We start from the raw sequence: 16339 nt of genomic DNA, 5'->3' as shown, positions 1-16339 counted from the left end.
TATCAGCTCGCGGCTTTGCTCGCGGACTGGCGCGCGGAGCTCATCGCTGCGCCGATGACCCAGGCACCCGATCTGGATGCGATCGTGGCCGCGGTCAATCAGGAGATCGGTGCGCGTCAGGTACGGATAGGGGCCCAGACCGGCAACCGACTACGGCTGGTCCGCCCACTCCTCGGGGCCGCGGCGGCACTCGCCCTGGTCTTCGGCGGTATGACGGCGTTCTCCTATAACGCCGAGCCGGGTGATCCGCTGTGGCGGGTCAAAGAGGTCGTGTTCAGTGAGCAGGCGCAGAGCACCGTGGTGCAGCGCACCGACAGCGATCTGAGCGAGGCCGGCAAGCTGGTCAAGCAGGATCCCGTCGCGGCCAAGCAGCGCTTGGCGGCGGCCAAGGAGAATGCCGGGCAGATCAGCGACCCCAAGAAGCACACCGAGGCGATGGAGGAGTGGAACCGGCTCGTCGCCGAGCTGGCCAAGGTGCGGCAGGACCTGGCCGATCAGCTGAACAACGGCACGTCGGATCCGGTCACGCCGACACCGACCAGTGGGGTCAAGCCCACCAAGCCGGTGCCGCCGGTGCACACCACGCCGGACGCCTCGATCCTGCAGACGAAGCCGGGCGATCCGTCGGACAAGCCGACCGAACCGACCGAGCCGACCGACGACAAACCGACCACCCCGCCGCCGGTGACCACGCCGCCGCCGACCGTCGAGCCGACCACCCAGCCTGCGACACCCACCACGGTGTCCGGGCCTACGGTGGTCGAGCCGACCGGGGATTCGAACGGTGCGCCGACCCAGCCGGTGACCAAGCCGCCGACAGGGAACTCGGGGCCGACGTTCGCCGTGCCGTCCGGTGCGGGTTTGCCCAGCACCAGCTGAGTCGAACGCAGGCCCGGCTGAATACCAACGCAGTACACAACGAACAAGACATGAACCGATTGCCTGACGGCGGTCGGTTTTCTGTCTTTCGGGGCTCCCTACCGGGGTGTCGCGGGGGCTGCGCGGCGAAGATCTATGCGGCGAAAATCACAGCGGCACAGCGCGCTGTAGCGGGGTCCGAACCATCGACGCGGCACGGATGGGTCGAAGCGCGGCGGCGAAACGCTCAGCTGTCGAAACCGTCGAAACCGTCGCCGTGGAAGGCCTCGTTCATCGAGGCATCCGCGTAGCCCCGGCAGTAATCCCAGGTGACGTACGCTTCCGGCGTCGGATCGTAGGCGGGCTCGTGCGGGCGCACCGTGCCGTCCACCAATAGCTGAAGCAGGTTGGCGCGCAACATGTCCCAGTCGTGGTAGTGGTCCTGCCGACAGTCTTCGCAGCTGACCACGAGTCCGCGGATACCGCGGTGCGCTAGTAGTGCCTCGTAGACGGCGAGATCAGCGAGATCCTCCTCGACCGCGAGGCGCTCGTGGGGATCCAGCGGCTCACCGGGCTCGATGGCATCGAGCGCGGCGGACGGGTCGGAGGGGTCTCCGGCGAAGGGATCCGGCGGCAAGCCAGGTGGTAGATGGTCACGCACATCCCCACGGTACGCAGAACAGGGTGGTCTGCGCCAGCGATGTGGGCCGCAAGTTTCGCCGGTACCCACCCGCCACCGGTCCGTGCCGTCGCCCCGTGCCCGCGCGTTTCGCGTCGGGTTCGCCGCCCCGTCGTCCCCCGGTGGGCTCACTTGGTCGGCGGGTTTGCGGGACAGATACCATGGTGTCAGGCTCCGGCGAGCACCCGACACGATATCCGGAGTCACCAGTCCATCCCATCAGCTGCGCACGACGCCGGTGACCCCGGCGCCGCTCGCTGTCGACGTCCAGGAGGGGTCGATCCGAATGAGTAATCCCGTATCGGGCGAACGCACTGCTGTCCGCCCATCTACGGGTGGTGACGATCCGCACAAGATCGCCATGCTCGGCCTCACATTCGACGATGTGTTGTTGTTGCCCGCCGCCTCGGATCTCATCCCCAGTTCTGTGGAGACGTCCAGCCAGCTGACCAGGGAGATCCGGTTGCGGACCCCGCTGGTGAGCTCGGCGATGGACACGGTGACCGAGGCGCGGATGGCCATCTCGATGGCCCGCGCCGGCGGCATGGGCGTGTTGCACCGCAACCTCGCGGCAGCCGATCAGGCCGCGCAGGTGGAGACGGTGAAGCGGTCCGAGGCGGGCATGGTGACCGATCCGGTGACCTGCCGTCCGTCGGACACCCTCGCCGAGGTCGACGCCATGTGCGCCCGGTTCCGCATCTCCGGCCTGCCGGTGGTGGACGAGACCGGTTCCCTTGTGGGCATCATCACCAATCGCGACATGCGGTTCGAGGTCGATCAGAACCGCCGGGTCGAAGAGGTGATGACGAAGGCGCCGTTGATCACCGCGCAGGAGGGTGTCACCGCAGAGGCGGCGCTCGGCCTGCTGCGCAGGCACAAGATCGAGAAGCTGCCCATCGTGGACGGCAACGGCAGGCTGCGCGGACTCATCACGGTCAAGGACTTCGTCAAGACCGATCAGTACCCGAACGCCACCAAGGACCGCGACGGCCGCCTGCTGGTCGGCGCCGCGGTCGGCGTGGGCGAGGACGCCTGGTCGCGCGCGATGACGCTGGCCGACGCGGGCGTGGACGTGCTCGTCGTCGATACCGCGCACGGCCATCAGGCGCAGGTGCTGCAGATGGTCACCAAGGTCAAGGCCGAGGTCGGCGACCGGATCCAGGTCGTCGGCGGCAATGTGGCCACTCGAGCGGGCGCAGCCGCGCTGGTCGAGGCCGGCGCGGACGCGGTGAAGGTCGGCGTCGGTCCCGGCTCCATCTGCACCACCCGCGTGGTCGCGGGCGTCGGCGCACCGCAGATCACCGCGATCCTCGAGGCCGTGGCCGCGTGCAAGCCGGCCGGTGTGCCGGTGATCGCCGACGGCGGCATCCAGTTCTCCGGCGATATCGCCAAGGCCATCGCGGCGGGCGCGTCCACCGTGATGCTCGGCTCGCTGCTCGCGGGCACCGCCGAATCGCCGGGCGAGCTGATCCTGGTGGGCGGCAAGCAGTTCAAGAGCTACCGCGGCATGGGCTCGCTCGGTGCGATGCAGGGCCGGGGCCAGGCGAAGTCCTTCTCAAAGGACCGCTACTTCCAGGACGACGTGCTCGCCGAGGACAAGCTGGTGCCTGAGGGCATCGAGGGCCGGGTGCCCTTCCGCGGCCCGGTGAACCAGGTCATCCACCAGCTCGTCGGCGGTCTGCGCGCGGCCATGGGTTACACCGGCTCGCAGTCCATCGCGCATCTGCAGGACGCGCAGTTCGTGCAGATCACCGCAGCGGGTCTGAAGGAGAGCCACCCGCACGACATCACGATGACCGTCGAGGCCCCCAACTACACCGGCCGCGGCTAGCGGAGGTAGGAAACCGGCGGTGCGCTGCCGGGCAACGGCGGCCGCGGATGCCGAATGGCGCGTCCGGACCCGATGACGGGGCCGGCGTGCCGTGTCCGCGCGGTCGCTGACCTGGCTGCGACTAGCCTGGGGCCGCGACCTCCGGTGCGGACAAGGTCACCACAGCGCGAGTCTCACGCGCCGTTCGTGGCCCGTCTCGCGCGCGAGTCTCGACGGCTCGTGCGCCGGACACGAGGGGGCCCGAACACGCCGCGTTCGCGCGGCCGATAGATAGGAGTACAAACGTGCGCGACATGGTCGAGATCGGCATGGGCCGGACCGCCCGGCGTACCTACGAGCTGGACGATATCGATATCGTCCCCTCGCGCCGGACCCGCTCGTCGAAGCAGGTGTCGCTGTCCTGGCAGCTCGACGCCTACCGTTTCGAGATCCCGTTCCTCGCGCACCCGACCGATGCGCTGGTGTCGCCGGAGTTCGCCATCGAACTCGGCCGCCTCGGCGGACTCGGTGTCATCAACGGCGAGGGCCTCTGGGCCAGGCACGCCGATGTCGCCGCGAAGATCGAGCAACTGCTCGAGCTGGTCGGCAAGGGCGGCTACGAGCGGGCCGTCTCGCTGCTGCAGGAGCTGCATGCCGCGCCGATGCAGCCGGAGCTGCTCGCGGCCGCGGTCGCGCAGGTGCGGGCGGCCGGGGTGACCGTCGCGGTGCGGGTGAGCCCGCAGAACGCGCGCGCGTTGACGCCCGCCCTGGTGCAGGCCGGGGTCGACCTGCTGGTCGTGCACGGCACCATCATCTCCGCCGAACACGTCGGCGACGGTGAACCGTTGAACCTCAAGACCTTCATCGCCGAGCTGGACGTGCCGGTGGTGGCGGGCGGGGTGAGCGATCACCGGACCGCACTGCACCTGATGCGCACCGGCGCGGCGGGCGTCATCGTCGGCTACGGCTCGTTCCCCGGCGCGACCACCACCCGCGAGGTGCTCGGCATCGGTGTGCCGATGGCCACCGCGATCGCCGACGCCGCCGCCGCGCGCCGGGACTATCTGGACGAGACCGGCGGCCGGTACGTGCACGTCATCGCCGACGGCGATATCGAGACCTCCGGTCAGCTGGCCAAGGCGATCGCCTGCGGCGCGGACGCCGCGATGCTCGGGGTGCCGCTCGCGGTGGCCGCCGAGGCGCCGGGCCGCGGCTGGTACTGGCCCTCGGCCGCCGCGCACCCCTCGGTGCCGCGTGGCTCGCTGCTCGGCGTCGAATGGGAACAGGAAGAGGGCTCCGGCGATTCGCTGCGCCCCAGCCTGGAGCAGGTGCTGTTCGGCCCCTCCGACGACCCGTTCGGCTCCCTGAATCTCGTTGGCGGTCTGCGCCGTTCGATGGCCAAGGCGGGCTACTCCGACCTCAAGGAATTCCAGAAGGTCGGCCTCAGCGTCCGCGGCTGAGCGCATGGCGTCGCGAATCCCGCGCTCGCCGCGAAGGTTTCAGCGGGCACTGCTCGGGATGACGCGTTCGCGTAGGAAGCGGCGCATCGCGGTGTTCACCGGGTCGGGATGGGTCATGGTGACCGCGAGCCGGGCGCCCGCGATCTCGACGTAGGTCGAGCCGGTGAGGCCGTGCGTCAGCTGCCTGGCCCGGTCGGGCGGGATGCCGCTGTCGGTGGCGTGGATCACCAAGGCGGGACAGGTGATTTCGGACAGCCGCTCCAGCACCGAGTCACGGCTGAGCAGACAGCCGGCCGCCATCTCGATGCCGCGGCAGTCGCGCAGCAGCCAGCGGGTGGTCCAGATGGTGCGGTACCAGTTGTCGTTGCCGATCAGCCAGGACGCGAGCTGGTGCGCGGCCTGCTGGCGGGAGCCGTCGTCGTACCACTCCTCGAGGAACTTCTGAGTGGCGTCGGACTGTTCGGGGGTCGGGCCGTTCGCTTCGGTGCTGATCAATATCAGTGCCGAGACTCGTTCCGGCGCGATGAGCGCGGTCCGCAGGGCGGTGAAGCCGCCTTGCGCGGTGCCGCCGACCACGGCTCGTTCGGCGCCGACGTGGTCGAGCACGGTGAGCGCGTCGCGTGCCGCGGTCCAGTAGGTGAACGGCAAACCCTCGTCCCTGGTGCGGCCGTGGCCGCGGGCGTCCCACGAGACGATCCGGAATTCCGGTGCCAGCGCGGCCATCTGAGCCGCGAACATGGTCCGGTCCATGAAGAATTCGTGTGCTAGCAGTACCACCGGTCCGCTCCCGCCGCTGTCCTCGTAGTGGATGTCGGCGTCGATCGCGCGGGCGAATGGCACTGCACGAGAATAGCCAGCGGGGCACCGGCTCGCGGGCCGATTTGCTGGGTCGCCCGATTACTTGCTGGAGTTCGTGGGCGCGACGAGTTCCGAAATCGCCCGTGCCGACCGGTTCGCCAAGGCCGCGACCTCGATCGCTGGACTTCGTTGCGGGGCGGCCGGGTTCGCCGCCGCAGCGCTCGGGATCGGGCGCCGCGGCCGCGTGTCGGCGGTGCCGACAGTTCGCTCGCCGTTGCCTTCGTTGCGCGGATGCTCGTCGCGACGCCTGCGGCGGCCGGTGCCCGCGTACTACCGAGACGGCGTCGTCGGTGCTGGTAGCGGCACCGCGGTGCCGATGATTCGCTCGTGTGGCCCGCTCACTAAACTGTGCCGGTGGCAGAAACTCAGAGACCGGTCCTCGTCGTCGACTTCGGCGCGCAGTACGCACAGCTGATCGCTCGGCGAGTCCGCGAATCGAGTGTGTTCTCCGAGGTGATCCCGCACACCACCACGGTGGAGGAGATCGCCGCGCGCCAGCCCCTCGCGGTGATCCTGTCCGGCGGTCCGGCCAGCGTGTATGCCGAGGGCGCACCGCAATTGGACGCGCGGCTGTTCGATCTGGGCCTGCCGGTGTTCGGCATCTGCTACGGCTTCCAGGCGATGGCGCAGGCGCTCGGCGGCACGGTCGCGCACACCGGCACCCGCGAATACGGCCGCACCGAACTCAATATCGACGGCGGCCTGCTGCACGGCGGCCTGCCCACCATCCAGCCGGTCTGGATGAGCCACGGCGACGCGGTGACCGATGCCCCCGCGGGCTTCGAGGTCACCGGCACCACGGCGGGCGCGCCGGTCGCCGCGTTCGAGGATCGGGCCCGCCGCCTGGCCGGCGTGCAGTACCACCCCGAGGTTCTGCATTCGCCGCACGGCCAGCAGGTGCTCAGCCGCTTCCTGCACGAGATCGCGGGCATCCGCGCCACCTGGACGCCGGCCAATATCGCCGAATCACTGATCGCCGGGGTGCGTGAGCAGATCGGCACCGGGCACGCGATCTGCGGCCTGTCCGGCGGTGTCGATTCCGCGGTCGCCGCCGCGCTGGTGCAGCGCGCCATCGGGGACCGGTTGACCTGTGTGTTCGTCGACCACGGCCTGTTGCGCGCGGGCGAGCGCGAGCAGGTGCAGCAGGATTTCGTCGCCGCCACCGGGGCCAAGCTGGTCACCGTCGACGCGGTCGACAAGTTCCTCGGTGAGTTGAAGGGCGTCACCGACCCCGAGGAGAAGCGCAAGATCATCGGGCGCGAGTTCATCCGTTCGTTCGAGGACGCGGTGTCCGAGGTCGTGCTCGAGCAGGGCACGGATGCCGCGGACACCGGCTCGAAGGTCGAATTCCTCGTGCAGGGCACGCTGTACCCGGATGTGGTGGAGTCCGGCGGCGGCACCGGCACCGCGAACATCAAGAGCCATCACAATGTCGGTGGCCTGCCCGACGACCTGGAATTCGAATTGGTCGAGCCGTTGCGCCTGCTGTTCAAGGACGAGGTGCGCGCGGTCGGTCGTGAGCTCGGCCTGCCGGAGGAGATCGTCGGCCGGCAGCCGTTCCCCGGCCCCGGCCTGGCCATCCGGATCGTCGGCGAGGTGACCCCCGATCGGCTGGCCACGCTGCGCCAGGCCGATGCCATCGCACGGGAGGAACTCACCGCCGCCGGGCTCGACAAGCAGATCTGGCAGTGCCCGGTGGTGCTGCTCGCGGATGTGCGCAGCGTCGGCGTGCAGGGCGATGGCCGCACCTACGGTCACCCGATCGTGCTGCGCCCGGTCTCCAGCGAGGACGCGATGACCGCAGACTGGACCCGGCTGCCCTACGAGGTGCTGGAGCGGATCTCCACCCGGATCACCAACGAGGTGCCGGAGGTCAACCGGGTCGTCCTCGATGTGACCAGCAAGCCGCCGGGCACCATCGAATGGGAGTGATCCGGCACTGAGCCGACAGCAAAGGCCCCGTCCTGATGGACGGGGCCTTTCGTGTGCGGCGTGTTCAGCGTCGTTTGCGCGGGGAGACCACCAGCACTACGCCGATGACGATGGCGGCGAGCACCACGATCCAGCCCAGCGGCACTCCGCTGGTCTGCGACCACGACTCGGGGCCGATGAAGGCCCATGCGCTCACCCCGAGGGCCAGCAGGCCGACGATGAGCAGCGAGGCGGACGGGCCGCGCTTGGTGTCGGTCTCGTTGTACGAGTTGTCAGCCACGTTGCACCGCCATAGAGCCGGCCCGGACGTCGACCCGCAGGTCGAGCACGGGGGTGTCGGGTGTATTCGGTCCGGTGATGCCGTTTACGCAATCACCCATCGCCACATCGCAATTGGTGCGCACCGTCATACCGGCGGGCACCAGCACCTGGAAGTCGCCCATGCGGACACTGATGTCGACGGTGCGATTCGCGGTGAGGTTCAGCGACCGCAGGTCGAGTTTGCCCGCGCCCATGTTGATCCGGTACTTCGCGTCCAATTGGTCGATCGAGGTCGGGGTCCAGACGTGCTCGCCCATCGCGGCGCGATCGAGTTCGACCGGGCCGATCGCCGAGGCGAGCAGGACGAAGCCGGCCAGCGGGGCGGTCAGCACCAGCAGTCCGTAGCCGCGGCGCAGGAAGGCGCCGAGTACCAGGCCCAGGCCGACCACCGCCAGTGCCACCGCCGCGATCCGGCCGGGCGTCATCCATTCGACGCCCGATGCGGCCAGCGCACCGGCGCCCGCGGCCGCCAGGATGGCGAGACCGATCACCACCGGGGTCAGCCGGGAGCGTGGGCGTTTCGGTGGGGGCGCGACCACGGTGCGGACCGGGGTCGGTTCGGGCAGGTCCCAGGCGAGCGGCGCGACGCCGAGCGGATCCCAGGACGGCGGAGCCGGGCGGTCGAGCGTCACGGATCTGCTTGCACCGGAAGGCGTTCCGGTGTCGAACCGCTCGGCAGGAGAATCCTTGCGCAGTGCGGGCGCGGGATCGGGGACGATCTCGGCGTCCTGGATGTCGTCGGCGGACTCGACCGGCGTGTTCGGCTTGTCCAGCGCGACGGTGCTGTCTTCGCCCGGCGTAGCGGGCTTTTCGAGGTCGATGATCGTCGTGGACTGCTCGTCCACCCGCAGCACGGCGGTGGGCGCTTCGGCGGCAACGGGCGAATCCGGTTGCGGCGAGGCGGTTTCAGGAGCAGGGGCATCCGGAACGTAGGCGTCCGGCAGCTTGGTGTACGGGGTGTACACGTTGGTCGGTGGGACGTACATGGCTCCGGCGGTGCGCGGGGCGCCCGGCGGGAAGGTGGCGCCGGGGTACCCGGTGGCGGTGATGCCGTCGTCGGTCATCAACCCGCTGAACTCACTGGTGGTGCCGGGTGGTGCGGCGGGGTTGCGCAGATGCAGCATCCACCAGCCCGCCAGCATCAGCGCGAGGCTGATCAGCCCCGAGCCGCCGAGGCCGACCCCGACCGGACCCATCGTGCTCACCGCGATGGCGAGCGCGACGATCAACACGATCGTCTTGGTCTGTGACTGGGAACTGTGGCCCTTCCCCACCAGCGACTCGGCCGCCGACGCCTGATCCCCGGCCTCGCTGCACAGTAGCCAGGCGAGCAGGTACAGGACGACGCCCGCGCCGCCGAAGATGGCCGACACCACGAATGCCACGCGAACGAGCACCGGGTCGACGTTGTACCGCCGGCCGAACCCGGCCGCGACGCCGGCGATCGGCCCCTGCCGAGGCAGCCGCACCGGCCGCGTGCGCCACATGTGCTGGAGCTGGTCCCCGAAGCTCGTTTTCGTCATGGTTCCCATACTGTGCCTGACCAGCGCATCCGCACATCGGGGGGAACCCTGAATAATTCCCCCCATCCTTTGGACCGGCCGGTCAGCGGCGGGTAGGCGCGAAGATCAGGGTGATTCCTGATAGCTAGCTGCCGGGGCGCGTGTCACTATCGAAGACATGTACCCGTCTGCGCCCTCGTTCGACACCAGGGGGTTCGAAGCCACACGGGGGTTCGATCCTGTGCGCGGTTTCGGCCCGGCGCCGGTGTTCGACCCCGGGCGGGCGCCGCATGCGCGGATGGTCCGGCGCTCGGGCGGCCGAATCGTCGGCGGGGTGGCGGGCGGCATCGCCGATCACCTCGGCATCGACGTGTTCAAGGTACGGATCGCCTTCGTGCTGCTGTCCGCGTTCGGCGCGGGCATCGTCACCTACGGGCTGCTGTGGATCTTCACCCCCGGTGGCAACGATGTGGTGAAGGCCTCCGGTTCGGAGCGGCGGCAGGCGATCGGCCTGGCCCTGCTCGGGCTCGCGCTCGCGGTCGGGGTGTCCTGGCTGTTCAGCGGGACCGCGGCGAGCGTGATCGTGCCGATCATCGTGGTGGCCATCGGCGCGGCGCTGGTCTGGCGCGAGTACGACGCCGACGGTCCGCGCTCGCTGCTCGGCCTGCCCGCCCGTCCCTCGGTGGTGACCTGGGCGCGCATCGTCGCGGGCGGCACGCTGATCGTGGCGGGGCTCGGCGTGGTGGTGCTGGCCAGGATCGATCTGAGCTCGCTCGGGTCCGCGCTCGTCGCGGTGGCGGTCACCCTGGTCGGGGCGGCGCTGCTGACGGTGCCGCTCTGGCTGCGCATGATGCGAGCATTGAACGCCGAGCGCGCGGCGCGCATCCGCAACGAGGAACGCGAGGAGATCGCCTCACACCTGCACGATTCCGTCTTGCAGACGCTGGCCCTGATCCAGCGTCAGGCCGACGATCCGCAGGAGGTGGCGCGGCTGGCGCGTAGCCAGGAGCGCGAACTGCGCAAGTGGTTGTTCGATGACGCCGGGCCCGCGCAGTCGAGTCTGGCCGCTGCCCTGCGCACCATCGCGGGCGAAGTAGAGGATCAGCACGGTGTGAAGGTTGCCCCGGTGACCGTCGGCGACGTGTCGATGGATCTCGGCGACACCGGATCCGGCCTGCCCAAGGAGCATTTCACCGCGCTGCTCGGCGCCAGCCGGGAGGCGCTGGTCAACGCCGCGAAGCACGCGGGCGTCCCGGAGATCGATCTCTTCGCCGAGACCGAACCCCATCAGGTGAGCATCTTCGTGCGCGACCGCGGCACCGGTTTCGATGCCGCGGCGGTGCCGCAGGACCGGCAGGGGTTGGCGAAATCCATTCGCGGCCGCATCGAACGCCGCGGTGGTCAAGTGGAGATCCTGTCCCATCCGGGCCGCGGCACCGAGGTGCGAATCTTCATGCCGCGCACGGATTCCGGCGGCCCGGATGACGCCGCCGACGAGCAGGCGGCGCAGGCCGAAGTCCGGCAACCCGTGCCGTGACGATTTTTCATTAGACTCAGCGTGCGGCCGGTGGCCCGCGGCGACAGCGCGGTGGCTTTCATGTCCGGCGGAGTACGCGGAGAGGCGGATAGGTGACCGTGCGAGTTTTTCTCGTCGACGATCACGCAGTGTTCCGGTCGGGTGTGCGGGCGGAGTTGAGCAGAGAAACCGACATGGAAGTGGTCGGTGAGGCGGGCGGGGTGGCCGAGGCGATCGCCGGGATCAACACGGCGAAACCGGATGTGGTGCTGCTCGACGTGCACATGCCCGACGGCGGCGGTGTGGCGGTGCTCGGCGGTATCGAGGACGGGCCGGTGTGCCTGGCCCTGAGCGTGTCCGATGCCGCCGAAGACGTGATCGCGGTGATCCGGGCGGGCGCCAGAGGCTATGTGACCAAGACGATTTCGGGCGCCGAACTGGCCGACGGCATCCGGCGGGTGGCGGGCGGCGACGCCGTGTTCAGTCCGCGCCTGGCCGGTTTCGTGCTGGACTCGTTCACCGGTAAGTCGCCGGTGCCGGAACCGCCGCTGGATCCGGAACTGGATTCGCTGACCCCGCGGGAACTCGAGGTGCTGCGCCTGCTCGCGCGCGGCTACACCTATCGGGAGATCGCCGAAAACCTGTTCATCTCGGTGAAAACCGTGGAGACCCACGCCTCCAACGTGTTGCGCAAAACTCAGCAGTCCAACCGCAATGCGCTCACCCGCTGGGCGCATCGGCGCCGGATCGACTGAGTTCTCTTCGCCCGCTCCGGGGCAGATTGTTTGGGAGAGAGGCGCTTACATCACCGCGACGATGATCGCGATGATGATGATCAGGCCGATCAGCAGGCCGACTGCGATGGCCAGGGGAGCACTGCTCGGCTGCGGGGCCTTCGTGCGCTGCGGGGCGGGGGCCGCCGCGGTGCTCACGGGGGTGCGGTGCGGGCGGGGTAACGGGGTGGAGTGCGGGCTGCGTAAGCCGGAGGCCGAATTGCGGGCCGCCCACGCCGGAATCGTGCCGTCCTCGGTGCGCACCGGCGCGCCGAGAATGTACGGACCGGTGCCGGGACCGAAAGCGGCGGTGAGGATTTCGTCTCTGGCCTCGGCCATCGTCGGCCGGCGCTGCGGGGCCGGCTCCATCATGTGCAGCAGCGCCTCGGTGAGCATGCCGCTGCGGGTGGGCGGGATGATCTGCGCCATGGCCGCGCGGGTCACCACGACGTCCTGATCCTCGTCGAAACCGAACGGCGGTTGCCCCTCGATCGCGGTGTAGAGCGTGGCGCCGAGGGAGAACACGTCGCTGGCCTTGGTCGGCTGGGCGCCGCGCGCCACCTCCGGCGGCAGGTAGGCGGGGGTGCCGGTGATCACACCGTCGGGTTCGTCGGAGTGCTCGCCCGCGCCGCGCGAGATGCCGAAGTCGCTGAGCTTGGCCATGCCGACGATCGGACCGCGGTCGGCGACAAGGATATTGCCCGGCTTGATATCTCGGTGCACGATGCCCGCCGCGTGTGCCGCGGCCAACGCGTCGGCCACCTGCGCGCCGATCTGCGCCACCTCGATCGGGGGGAGGGTCTCGACCAGCGCGAGCGCCTTGGCGACGCTGCGGGACGGCAGGTGTTCCATCACCAGCCACGGTTCGCCGGCCTCCAGCACCACGTCGTAGACGGCGATCGCGTGCTCGTGCGAGAGCTTGGCGGCGACCCGGCCCTCGTGCATGATCTGGCTGCGGATCTCGTTGGCCTCTTGTTCGTCGAGCCCGGCCGTCGAGATGACCTGCTTGATCGCGACATCCCGATCGAGCAGCCGGTCGTGCGCGAGCCAGACCGCGCCCATGCCACCCCCGCCCGCCTTCGACTGCAGCCGGTAGCGGCCGGCGACGAGGTAGTCGGGGCCGACGATGGGACGAGCGCGTTCGGTCACGGGTGCGAGGGTAGCGGAAAATGGGCTTAGCTGGCCTGATTCGTGGCGACACCGCATGCCGCCGTCGCACCCGCATAACGACCGGGTAGAGCGGCCGTCGTCGTACAACGGCCGCGTTTCGAAATCGCCGCCCACGGGTGCGCCCTCTTGACGGAACCCGGGGGTCGGTTTCTACTGAGCAGGTATCGAACGTATATTCGATTACGGATCGATAGCTGAGTCGGTGCCGACCCGGGTCCATCGTGGGAAGTAGGTGGTAGGGATGGGTTCGGATGCGCGAACGCAGGAGGGGGCACAACCGCGGGGCTCGTCGCCGTCGGCGGGTCGGGAGACCCGGATGACCCTGGCTGAGCTGCGCAGAAAGATGGCGGCCATCCCCGGGCGCGGGGCGGCGGCGGTCGAGCGGGTACCGGTGCAGGCGCGGTTGCGCCGGGAGGTGCTCGCGGTGCCGCCGCCGCTCGCCGAGTTGTTGCCGGACGGCGGTCTGGCCAAAGGTTCCGTCGTGTCCTACACCGGGGCGCGTTCGCTGCTCGCCGGGCTGGTCGCCGCGGTGACCGGAGCAGGCGGCCATGCCGCGGTGGTCGGGGTGCCGCGGCTCGGCCTGCTCGCCGCGGCGGAGATGGGCGCCCAGCTGGAGCGGCTCGCCGTGATCGCCGACCCGGGCCAGGACCCGGTGGAGGTGGCCGCCGTCCTGCTCGACGGTCTCGACCTGGTCGTGCTCGGCCTGAGCGGCGCGGCGGTGCCGCCCGCCCGCACCAGGGTGATCGCCGCGCGCGCCCGCAACAAGGGCTCGACCCTGGTGGTCACCGACGGTCGCTGGCCCGGTCCCACCCTGCGGCTCGACGCGCGCGTCGCCGGTTATGCGGGGCTCGGCCGGGGCTGGGGCCGCCTGCGTGCCCTCGGCCTGGAGGTGGAGGTGCGCGGCAAGGAGGGGCAGCCCCGGCGCGGCAGGCTCGATCTGTGTTCGCGGGCGGGCCGGGTCGAATGGGTCCGGCACGAGGCGAACCGGCGGGCCGTGCCGGTGATCGACGCCGGCGAAGCAGCCTCGTGAGGCACTCGGTCCCTTTACTCGGGAATGGCTCAGCGGCACCATGATTCGTCCGAAGTCGGGAAAGGCGACCCGGGTGCTCGCGCTGTGGTGCCCGGATTGGCCTGCGGTCGCCGCGGCGGCGCTGGCCGGGATACCCGCGACGCGGCCGGTGGCGGTGCTGTTCGCCAACCGGGTGGTCGCGTGTTCGGCGGTCGCGCGCACCGACGGGGTGCGGCGCGGGCTCAAGCGCCGGGAAGCGCAGGCCCGCTGCCCCGATCTGTTTCTCGCCCAGGCGGATCCGGATCGGGACGCGCGGCTGTTCGAACCGGTGGTGGCGGCGGTGGACGAGACGGTGCCCGGCGTGGAGGTGTTGCGGCCGGGGCTGCTGGTGCTCGGGGCCCGGGGCGCCGCAAGGTTTTTCGGCTCCGAGGAGGTGGCGGCCGAGCGGCTGGTCGACACCGCGGCCGCCGCCGGGGTGGAGGCGCAGGTCGGCATCGCCGACGAGGTGTCCACTGCGGTGATCGCCGCCCGCCGCGGCGTGCTGGTGCCCGCCGGGCACGGTGCACGCTTCCTGGCGCCGTTGCCGGTGCACGAGCTGGCGATCGAGCCGAGCCTGGCCGCCCCGGAGCGGACCGACCTGGTGGATCTGCTGCACCGCTTGGGTTTACGCCGGATCGGTGATTTCGCCGCGCTGTCCACCGCGGAGGTGGCCTCGCGCTTCGGCGCGGACGCGGTGCTCGCGCACCGCAGCGCCAACGCCGAGCCGGAGCGGCCGCCCGCCGCGCGGCAGCCGCCGAAAGACCTGGCGGTGGAGTATCCCTGCGATCCGCCGATCGAACGGGTGGACGCCGCCGCCTTCGCGGGCCGCCTGCTCGCCACCCGCCTGCACACCGCGCTCGCGGCCGCCGGCCTGGCCTGTACCCGACTGTCGATTTTCGCCGAAACCGAAGCGGGAGAGGAGCTTTCCCGGATCTGGCGCTGCGCGGAGCCGTTGACCCCGGAGGGCACCGCGGACCGGGTGCGCTGGCAGCTCGACGGCTGGCTCACCCACCGGGACCGGCCCACCGCGCCGATCGTCCGGCTGCGCCTGGACCCGGTCGAGGTGGTGGCCGCGGGCGCGCTGCAACTCGGCCTGTGGGGCGGCGTGGGTGAACAGGACGAGCGGGCCCGTCGTGCGCTCATCCGGGTGCAGGGCCTGCTCGGCGGGGAAGCGGTGCGGGTCGGCGTGCTCAGCGGCGGTCGCGGCCCCACCGAGCGCGTCACCATGGTTGCGCTGGGCGACGAACTCGTGCCCGCCGCCGATCCGGCGCTGCCGTGGCCGGGCCGGCTGCCGGAGCCCGCGCCCGCGCTGATCCTGCTGCACCGCCCGGTGGTGCACCTGGAGGACGCCGACGGCAGGCCGGTCCGGATCACCGAACGCGCCTTGTTCAGCGCCGACCCGTCCAGCCTGCGCTGGGGCAGCAGGCAGTGGCGGCTGGCCGGATGGGCCGGACCGTGGCCGGTGGACGAGCGCTGGTGGGCGCCGGAAACCTCCGGAAAAGCCGACAGCGCAGCCACTTTCACGGCCCGCGCCCAGGTGCAGCTGGACGGTGCGGCCACCGAGGTGCGGGTGCTGCTGTTGCTCTACTACGACGAGAACTGGCGTGCGGAAGGGCTTTACGACTGAGGCCGGGTCCACACCGAAGCCATGGTGAACGGCTGCCCCAGCAGGTGAGTCCACTTGGGTTTCGCGGCCAGCCAGGCCTCGTCGATCAACGCCTCGGCGAATTCGGTGAGCACCCAGCCCGCGTTCAGCGCCGCGGTCAGGTGTTCGCTGAGCAGGTGCAGGTTGGTGCTGATCGCCACCGGTTCGCCGCCGGGCGGGGTGTAGTGCGTCGGCATGCCGGTCACCATCATGAACTGGGGGTGGAAGCTGACCAGCACGCACCGCGCGCCGGGTGCGGCGAGCCGCCAGGCCTCGGCGTAGAACGGCGCCAACTCGGGCAGGTGTTCGTCGACCAGCGAGGCGATGATCAGGTCGTAGGCCCCGCCGCGCAGTCCGGTGTCGCGCACGTCGCCGGTGGTGAGCGTGCTGTGTGCGCCGCGCTGCGCGGCCTGTTTCAGCATCTGGGTGCTCAGGTCGACCCCGTCGACCTCCGCGACGCCCTGGGTGCGCAGCCAGGCGCCGGTGCGTCCGGTCCCGCAGCCGAGGTCGGCGGCCCGCCGCACCCGGGCCCACTCCGGTCGGCGCAGGCGGGCCAGCAGCGCGATATCCATCTCGTCCATGACCGTGTGCTCGTACGTCGGCGCCCAGCCGTCGTATCCGGTGGCCACGTCGACGGTGGGATAATTTCGGCGGTCGTACTCCGCGAATGACGGCATGCCCGGAGTATTGCGCGGCACAACGGGTTTCGCCAGGAAGTTTTTCTTGCGGCGCCGTCGGCGCGGCAGATCTGTGCTGCTCGACGCACG

At 70.4% G+C, this 16339-nt stretch carries 14 protein-coding genes; 8 read left to right on the top strand and 6 right to left on the bottom strand.

All coding sequences use genetic code 11. From position 1 onward, the window contains the following. Positions 1 to 879 (top strand): hypothetical protein (locus NBRGI_RS43645; protein ID WP_036558382.1); only part of this gene is annotated, 879 nt, incomplete at its 5' end. Between the two features lie 226 nt (positions 880 to 1105). Here NBRGI_RS43645 and NBRGI_RS10635 read toward each other — a convergent pair. After that, positions 1106 to 1519, bottom strand: a complete 414-nt coding sequence (locus NBRGI_RS10635) for a DUF5319 domain-containing protein (protein ID WP_011207424.1) — start codon at positions 1517 to 1519, stop codon at positions 1106 to 1108. Between the two features lie 304 nt (positions 1520 to 1823). Between NBRGI_RS10635 and guaB the strand changes: the two genes are divergently transcribed. Both guaB and NBRGI_RS10625 read left to right on the top strand, forming a co-directional pair. After that, a complete protein-coding gene (guaB, locus tag NBRGI_RS10630) occupies positions 1824 to 3368 on the top strand; it encodes an IMP dehydrogenase (protein ID WP_081877991.1) in 1545 nt (514 codons plus the stop codon). A 284-nt stretch (positions 3369 to 3652) separates the two neighbouring features. After that, entirely contained in the window at positions 3653 to 4807 is a 1155-nt protein-coding gene (locus NBRGI_RS10625) for a GuaB3 family IMP dehydrogenase-related protein (protein WP_029895022.1), read from the top strand. 39 nt (positions 4808 to 4846) lie between these two features. Here the strand turns inward: NBRGI_RS10625 and NBRGI_RS10620 are convergent, their stop codons facing one another. After that, complete coding sequence (locus NBRGI_RS10620; RefSeq protein ID WP_029895020.1) at positions 4847 to 5647, bottom strand: alpha/beta fold hydrolase; 801 nt, start codon at positions 5645 to 5647, stop codon at positions 4847 to 4849. A 366-nt stretch (positions 5648 to 6013) separates the two neighbouring features. Between NBRGI_RS10620 and guaA the strand changes: the two genes are divergently transcribed. Further along, the gene (gene guaA / locus NBRGI_RS10615) at positions 6014 to 7597 is read left to right on the top strand and encodes a glutamine-hydrolyzing GMP synthase (RefSeq protein ID WP_370627715.1); all 1584 of its coding nucleotides are present in this window, start codon (positions 6014 to 6016) and stop codon (positions 7595 to 7597) included. Positions 7598 to 7661: 64 nt separating this feature from the next. Here guaA and NBRGI_RS10610 read toward each other — a convergent pair whose 3' ends face one another. Then, complete coding sequence (locus NBRGI_RS10610) at positions 7662 to 7877, bottom strand: hypothetical protein (protein ID WP_029895016.1); 216 nt, start codon at positions 7875 to 7877, stop codon at positions 7662 to 7664. Then, positions 7870 to 9441, bottom strand: a complete 1572-nt coding sequence (locus tag NBRGI_RS10605) for a PspC domain-containing protein (protein WP_063726250.1) — start codon at positions 9439 to 9441, stop codon at positions 7870 to 7872. The genes NBRGI_RS10610 and NBRGI_RS10605 overlap by 8 nt, the downstream gene beginning before the upstream one ends. A 277-nt stretch (positions 9442 to 9718) precedes the next feature. On the opposite strand from NBRGI_RS10605, the gene NBRGI_RS10600 reads away from it, so the two are divergent. Both NBRGI_RS10600 and NBRGI_RS10595 read left to right on the top strand, forming a co-directional pair. Further along, the gene (locus NBRGI_RS10600) at positions 9719 to 10957 is read left to right on the top strand and encodes an ATP-binding protein (protein ID WP_148310768.1); all 1239 of its coding nucleotides are present in this window, start codon (positions 9719 to 9721) and stop codon (positions 10955 to 10957) included. Between the two features lie 98 nt (positions 10958 to 11055). Further along, a complete protein-coding gene (locus tag NBRGI_RS10595) occupies positions 11056 to 11691 on the top strand; it encodes a response regulator (RefSeq protein ID WP_014981839.1) in 636 nt (211 codons plus the stop codon). A 45-nt stretch (positions 11692 to 11736) separates the two neighbouring features. On the opposite strand, the gene NBRGI_RS10590 is transcribed toward NBRGI_RS10595, so the two are convergent. Continuing rightward, the gene (locus tag NBRGI_RS10590) at positions 11737 to 12858 is read right to left on the bottom strand and encodes a serine/threonine-protein kinase (RefSeq protein ID WP_029895008.1); all 1122 of its coding nucleotides are present in this window, start codon (positions 12856 to 12858) and stop codon (positions 11737 to 11739) included. 262 nt (positions 12859 to 13120) lie between these two features. Between NBRGI_RS10590 and NBRGI_RS10585 the strand changes: the two genes are divergently transcribed. Continuing rightward, a complete protein-coding gene (locus NBRGI_RS10585; protein ID WP_029895006.1) occupies positions 13121 to 13909 on the top strand; it encodes a hypothetical protein in 789 nt (262 codons plus the stop codon). 40 nt (positions 13910 to 13949) lie between these two features. Beyond that, positions 13950 to 15554: a DNA polymerase Y family protein gene (locus NBRGI_RS10580; protein WP_029895003.1), complete on the top strand. Its 1605-nt coding sequence runs from the start codon at positions 13950 to 13952 to the stop codon at positions 15552 to 15554. Here the strand turns inward: NBRGI_RS10580 and NBRGI_RS10575 are convergent. Beyond that, the gene (locus NBRGI_RS10575; protein ID WP_029895002.1) at positions 15545 to 16249 is read right to left on the bottom strand and encodes a class I SAM-dependent DNA methyltransferase; all 705 of its coding nucleotides are present in this window, start codon (positions 16247 to 16249) and stop codon (positions 15545 to 15547) included. The genes NBRGI_RS10580 and NBRGI_RS10575 overlap by 10 nt on opposite strands. Between the last annotated feature and the right edge of the window lie 90 nt (positions 16250 to 16339).

It is taken from the genome of Nocardia brasiliensis IFM 10847 (genome assembly GCF_000710915.1).
GTDB classification, from domain to species: domain Bacteria; phylum Actinomycetota; class Actinomycetes; order Mycobacteriales; family Mycobacteriaceae; genus Nocardia; species Nocardia brasiliensis_A.
This window is presented reverse-complemented; position numbering and strand designations above follow the sequence as displayed.

Coding starts and splice junctions, on each gene's coding strand:
- guaB (WP_081877991.1), top strand. CDS start 1,824: ATGAGTAATCCCGTATCGGGCGAACGCACTGCTGTCCGCCCATCTACG.
- NBRGI_RS10605 (WP_063726250.1), bottom strand. CDS start 9,441: ATGACGAAAACGAGCTTCGGGGACCAGCTCCAGCACATGTGGCGCACG.
- NBRGI_RS10600 (WP_148310768.1), top strand. CDS start 9,719: ATGGTCCGGCGCTCGGGCGGCCGAATCGTCGGCGGGGTGGCGGGCGGC.
- NBRGI_RS10585 (WP_029895006.1), top strand. CDS start 13,121: ATGGGTTCGGATGCGCGAACGCAGGAGGGGGCACAACCGCGGGGCTCG.
- NBRGI_RS10580 (WP_029895003.1), top strand. CDS start 13,950: ATGATTCGTCCGAAGTCGGGAAAGGCGACCCGGGTGCTCGCGCTGTGG.
- NBRGI_RS10575 (WP_029895002.1), bottom strand. CDS start 16,249: ATGCCGTCATTCGCGGAGTACGACCGCCGAAATTATCCCACCGTCGAC.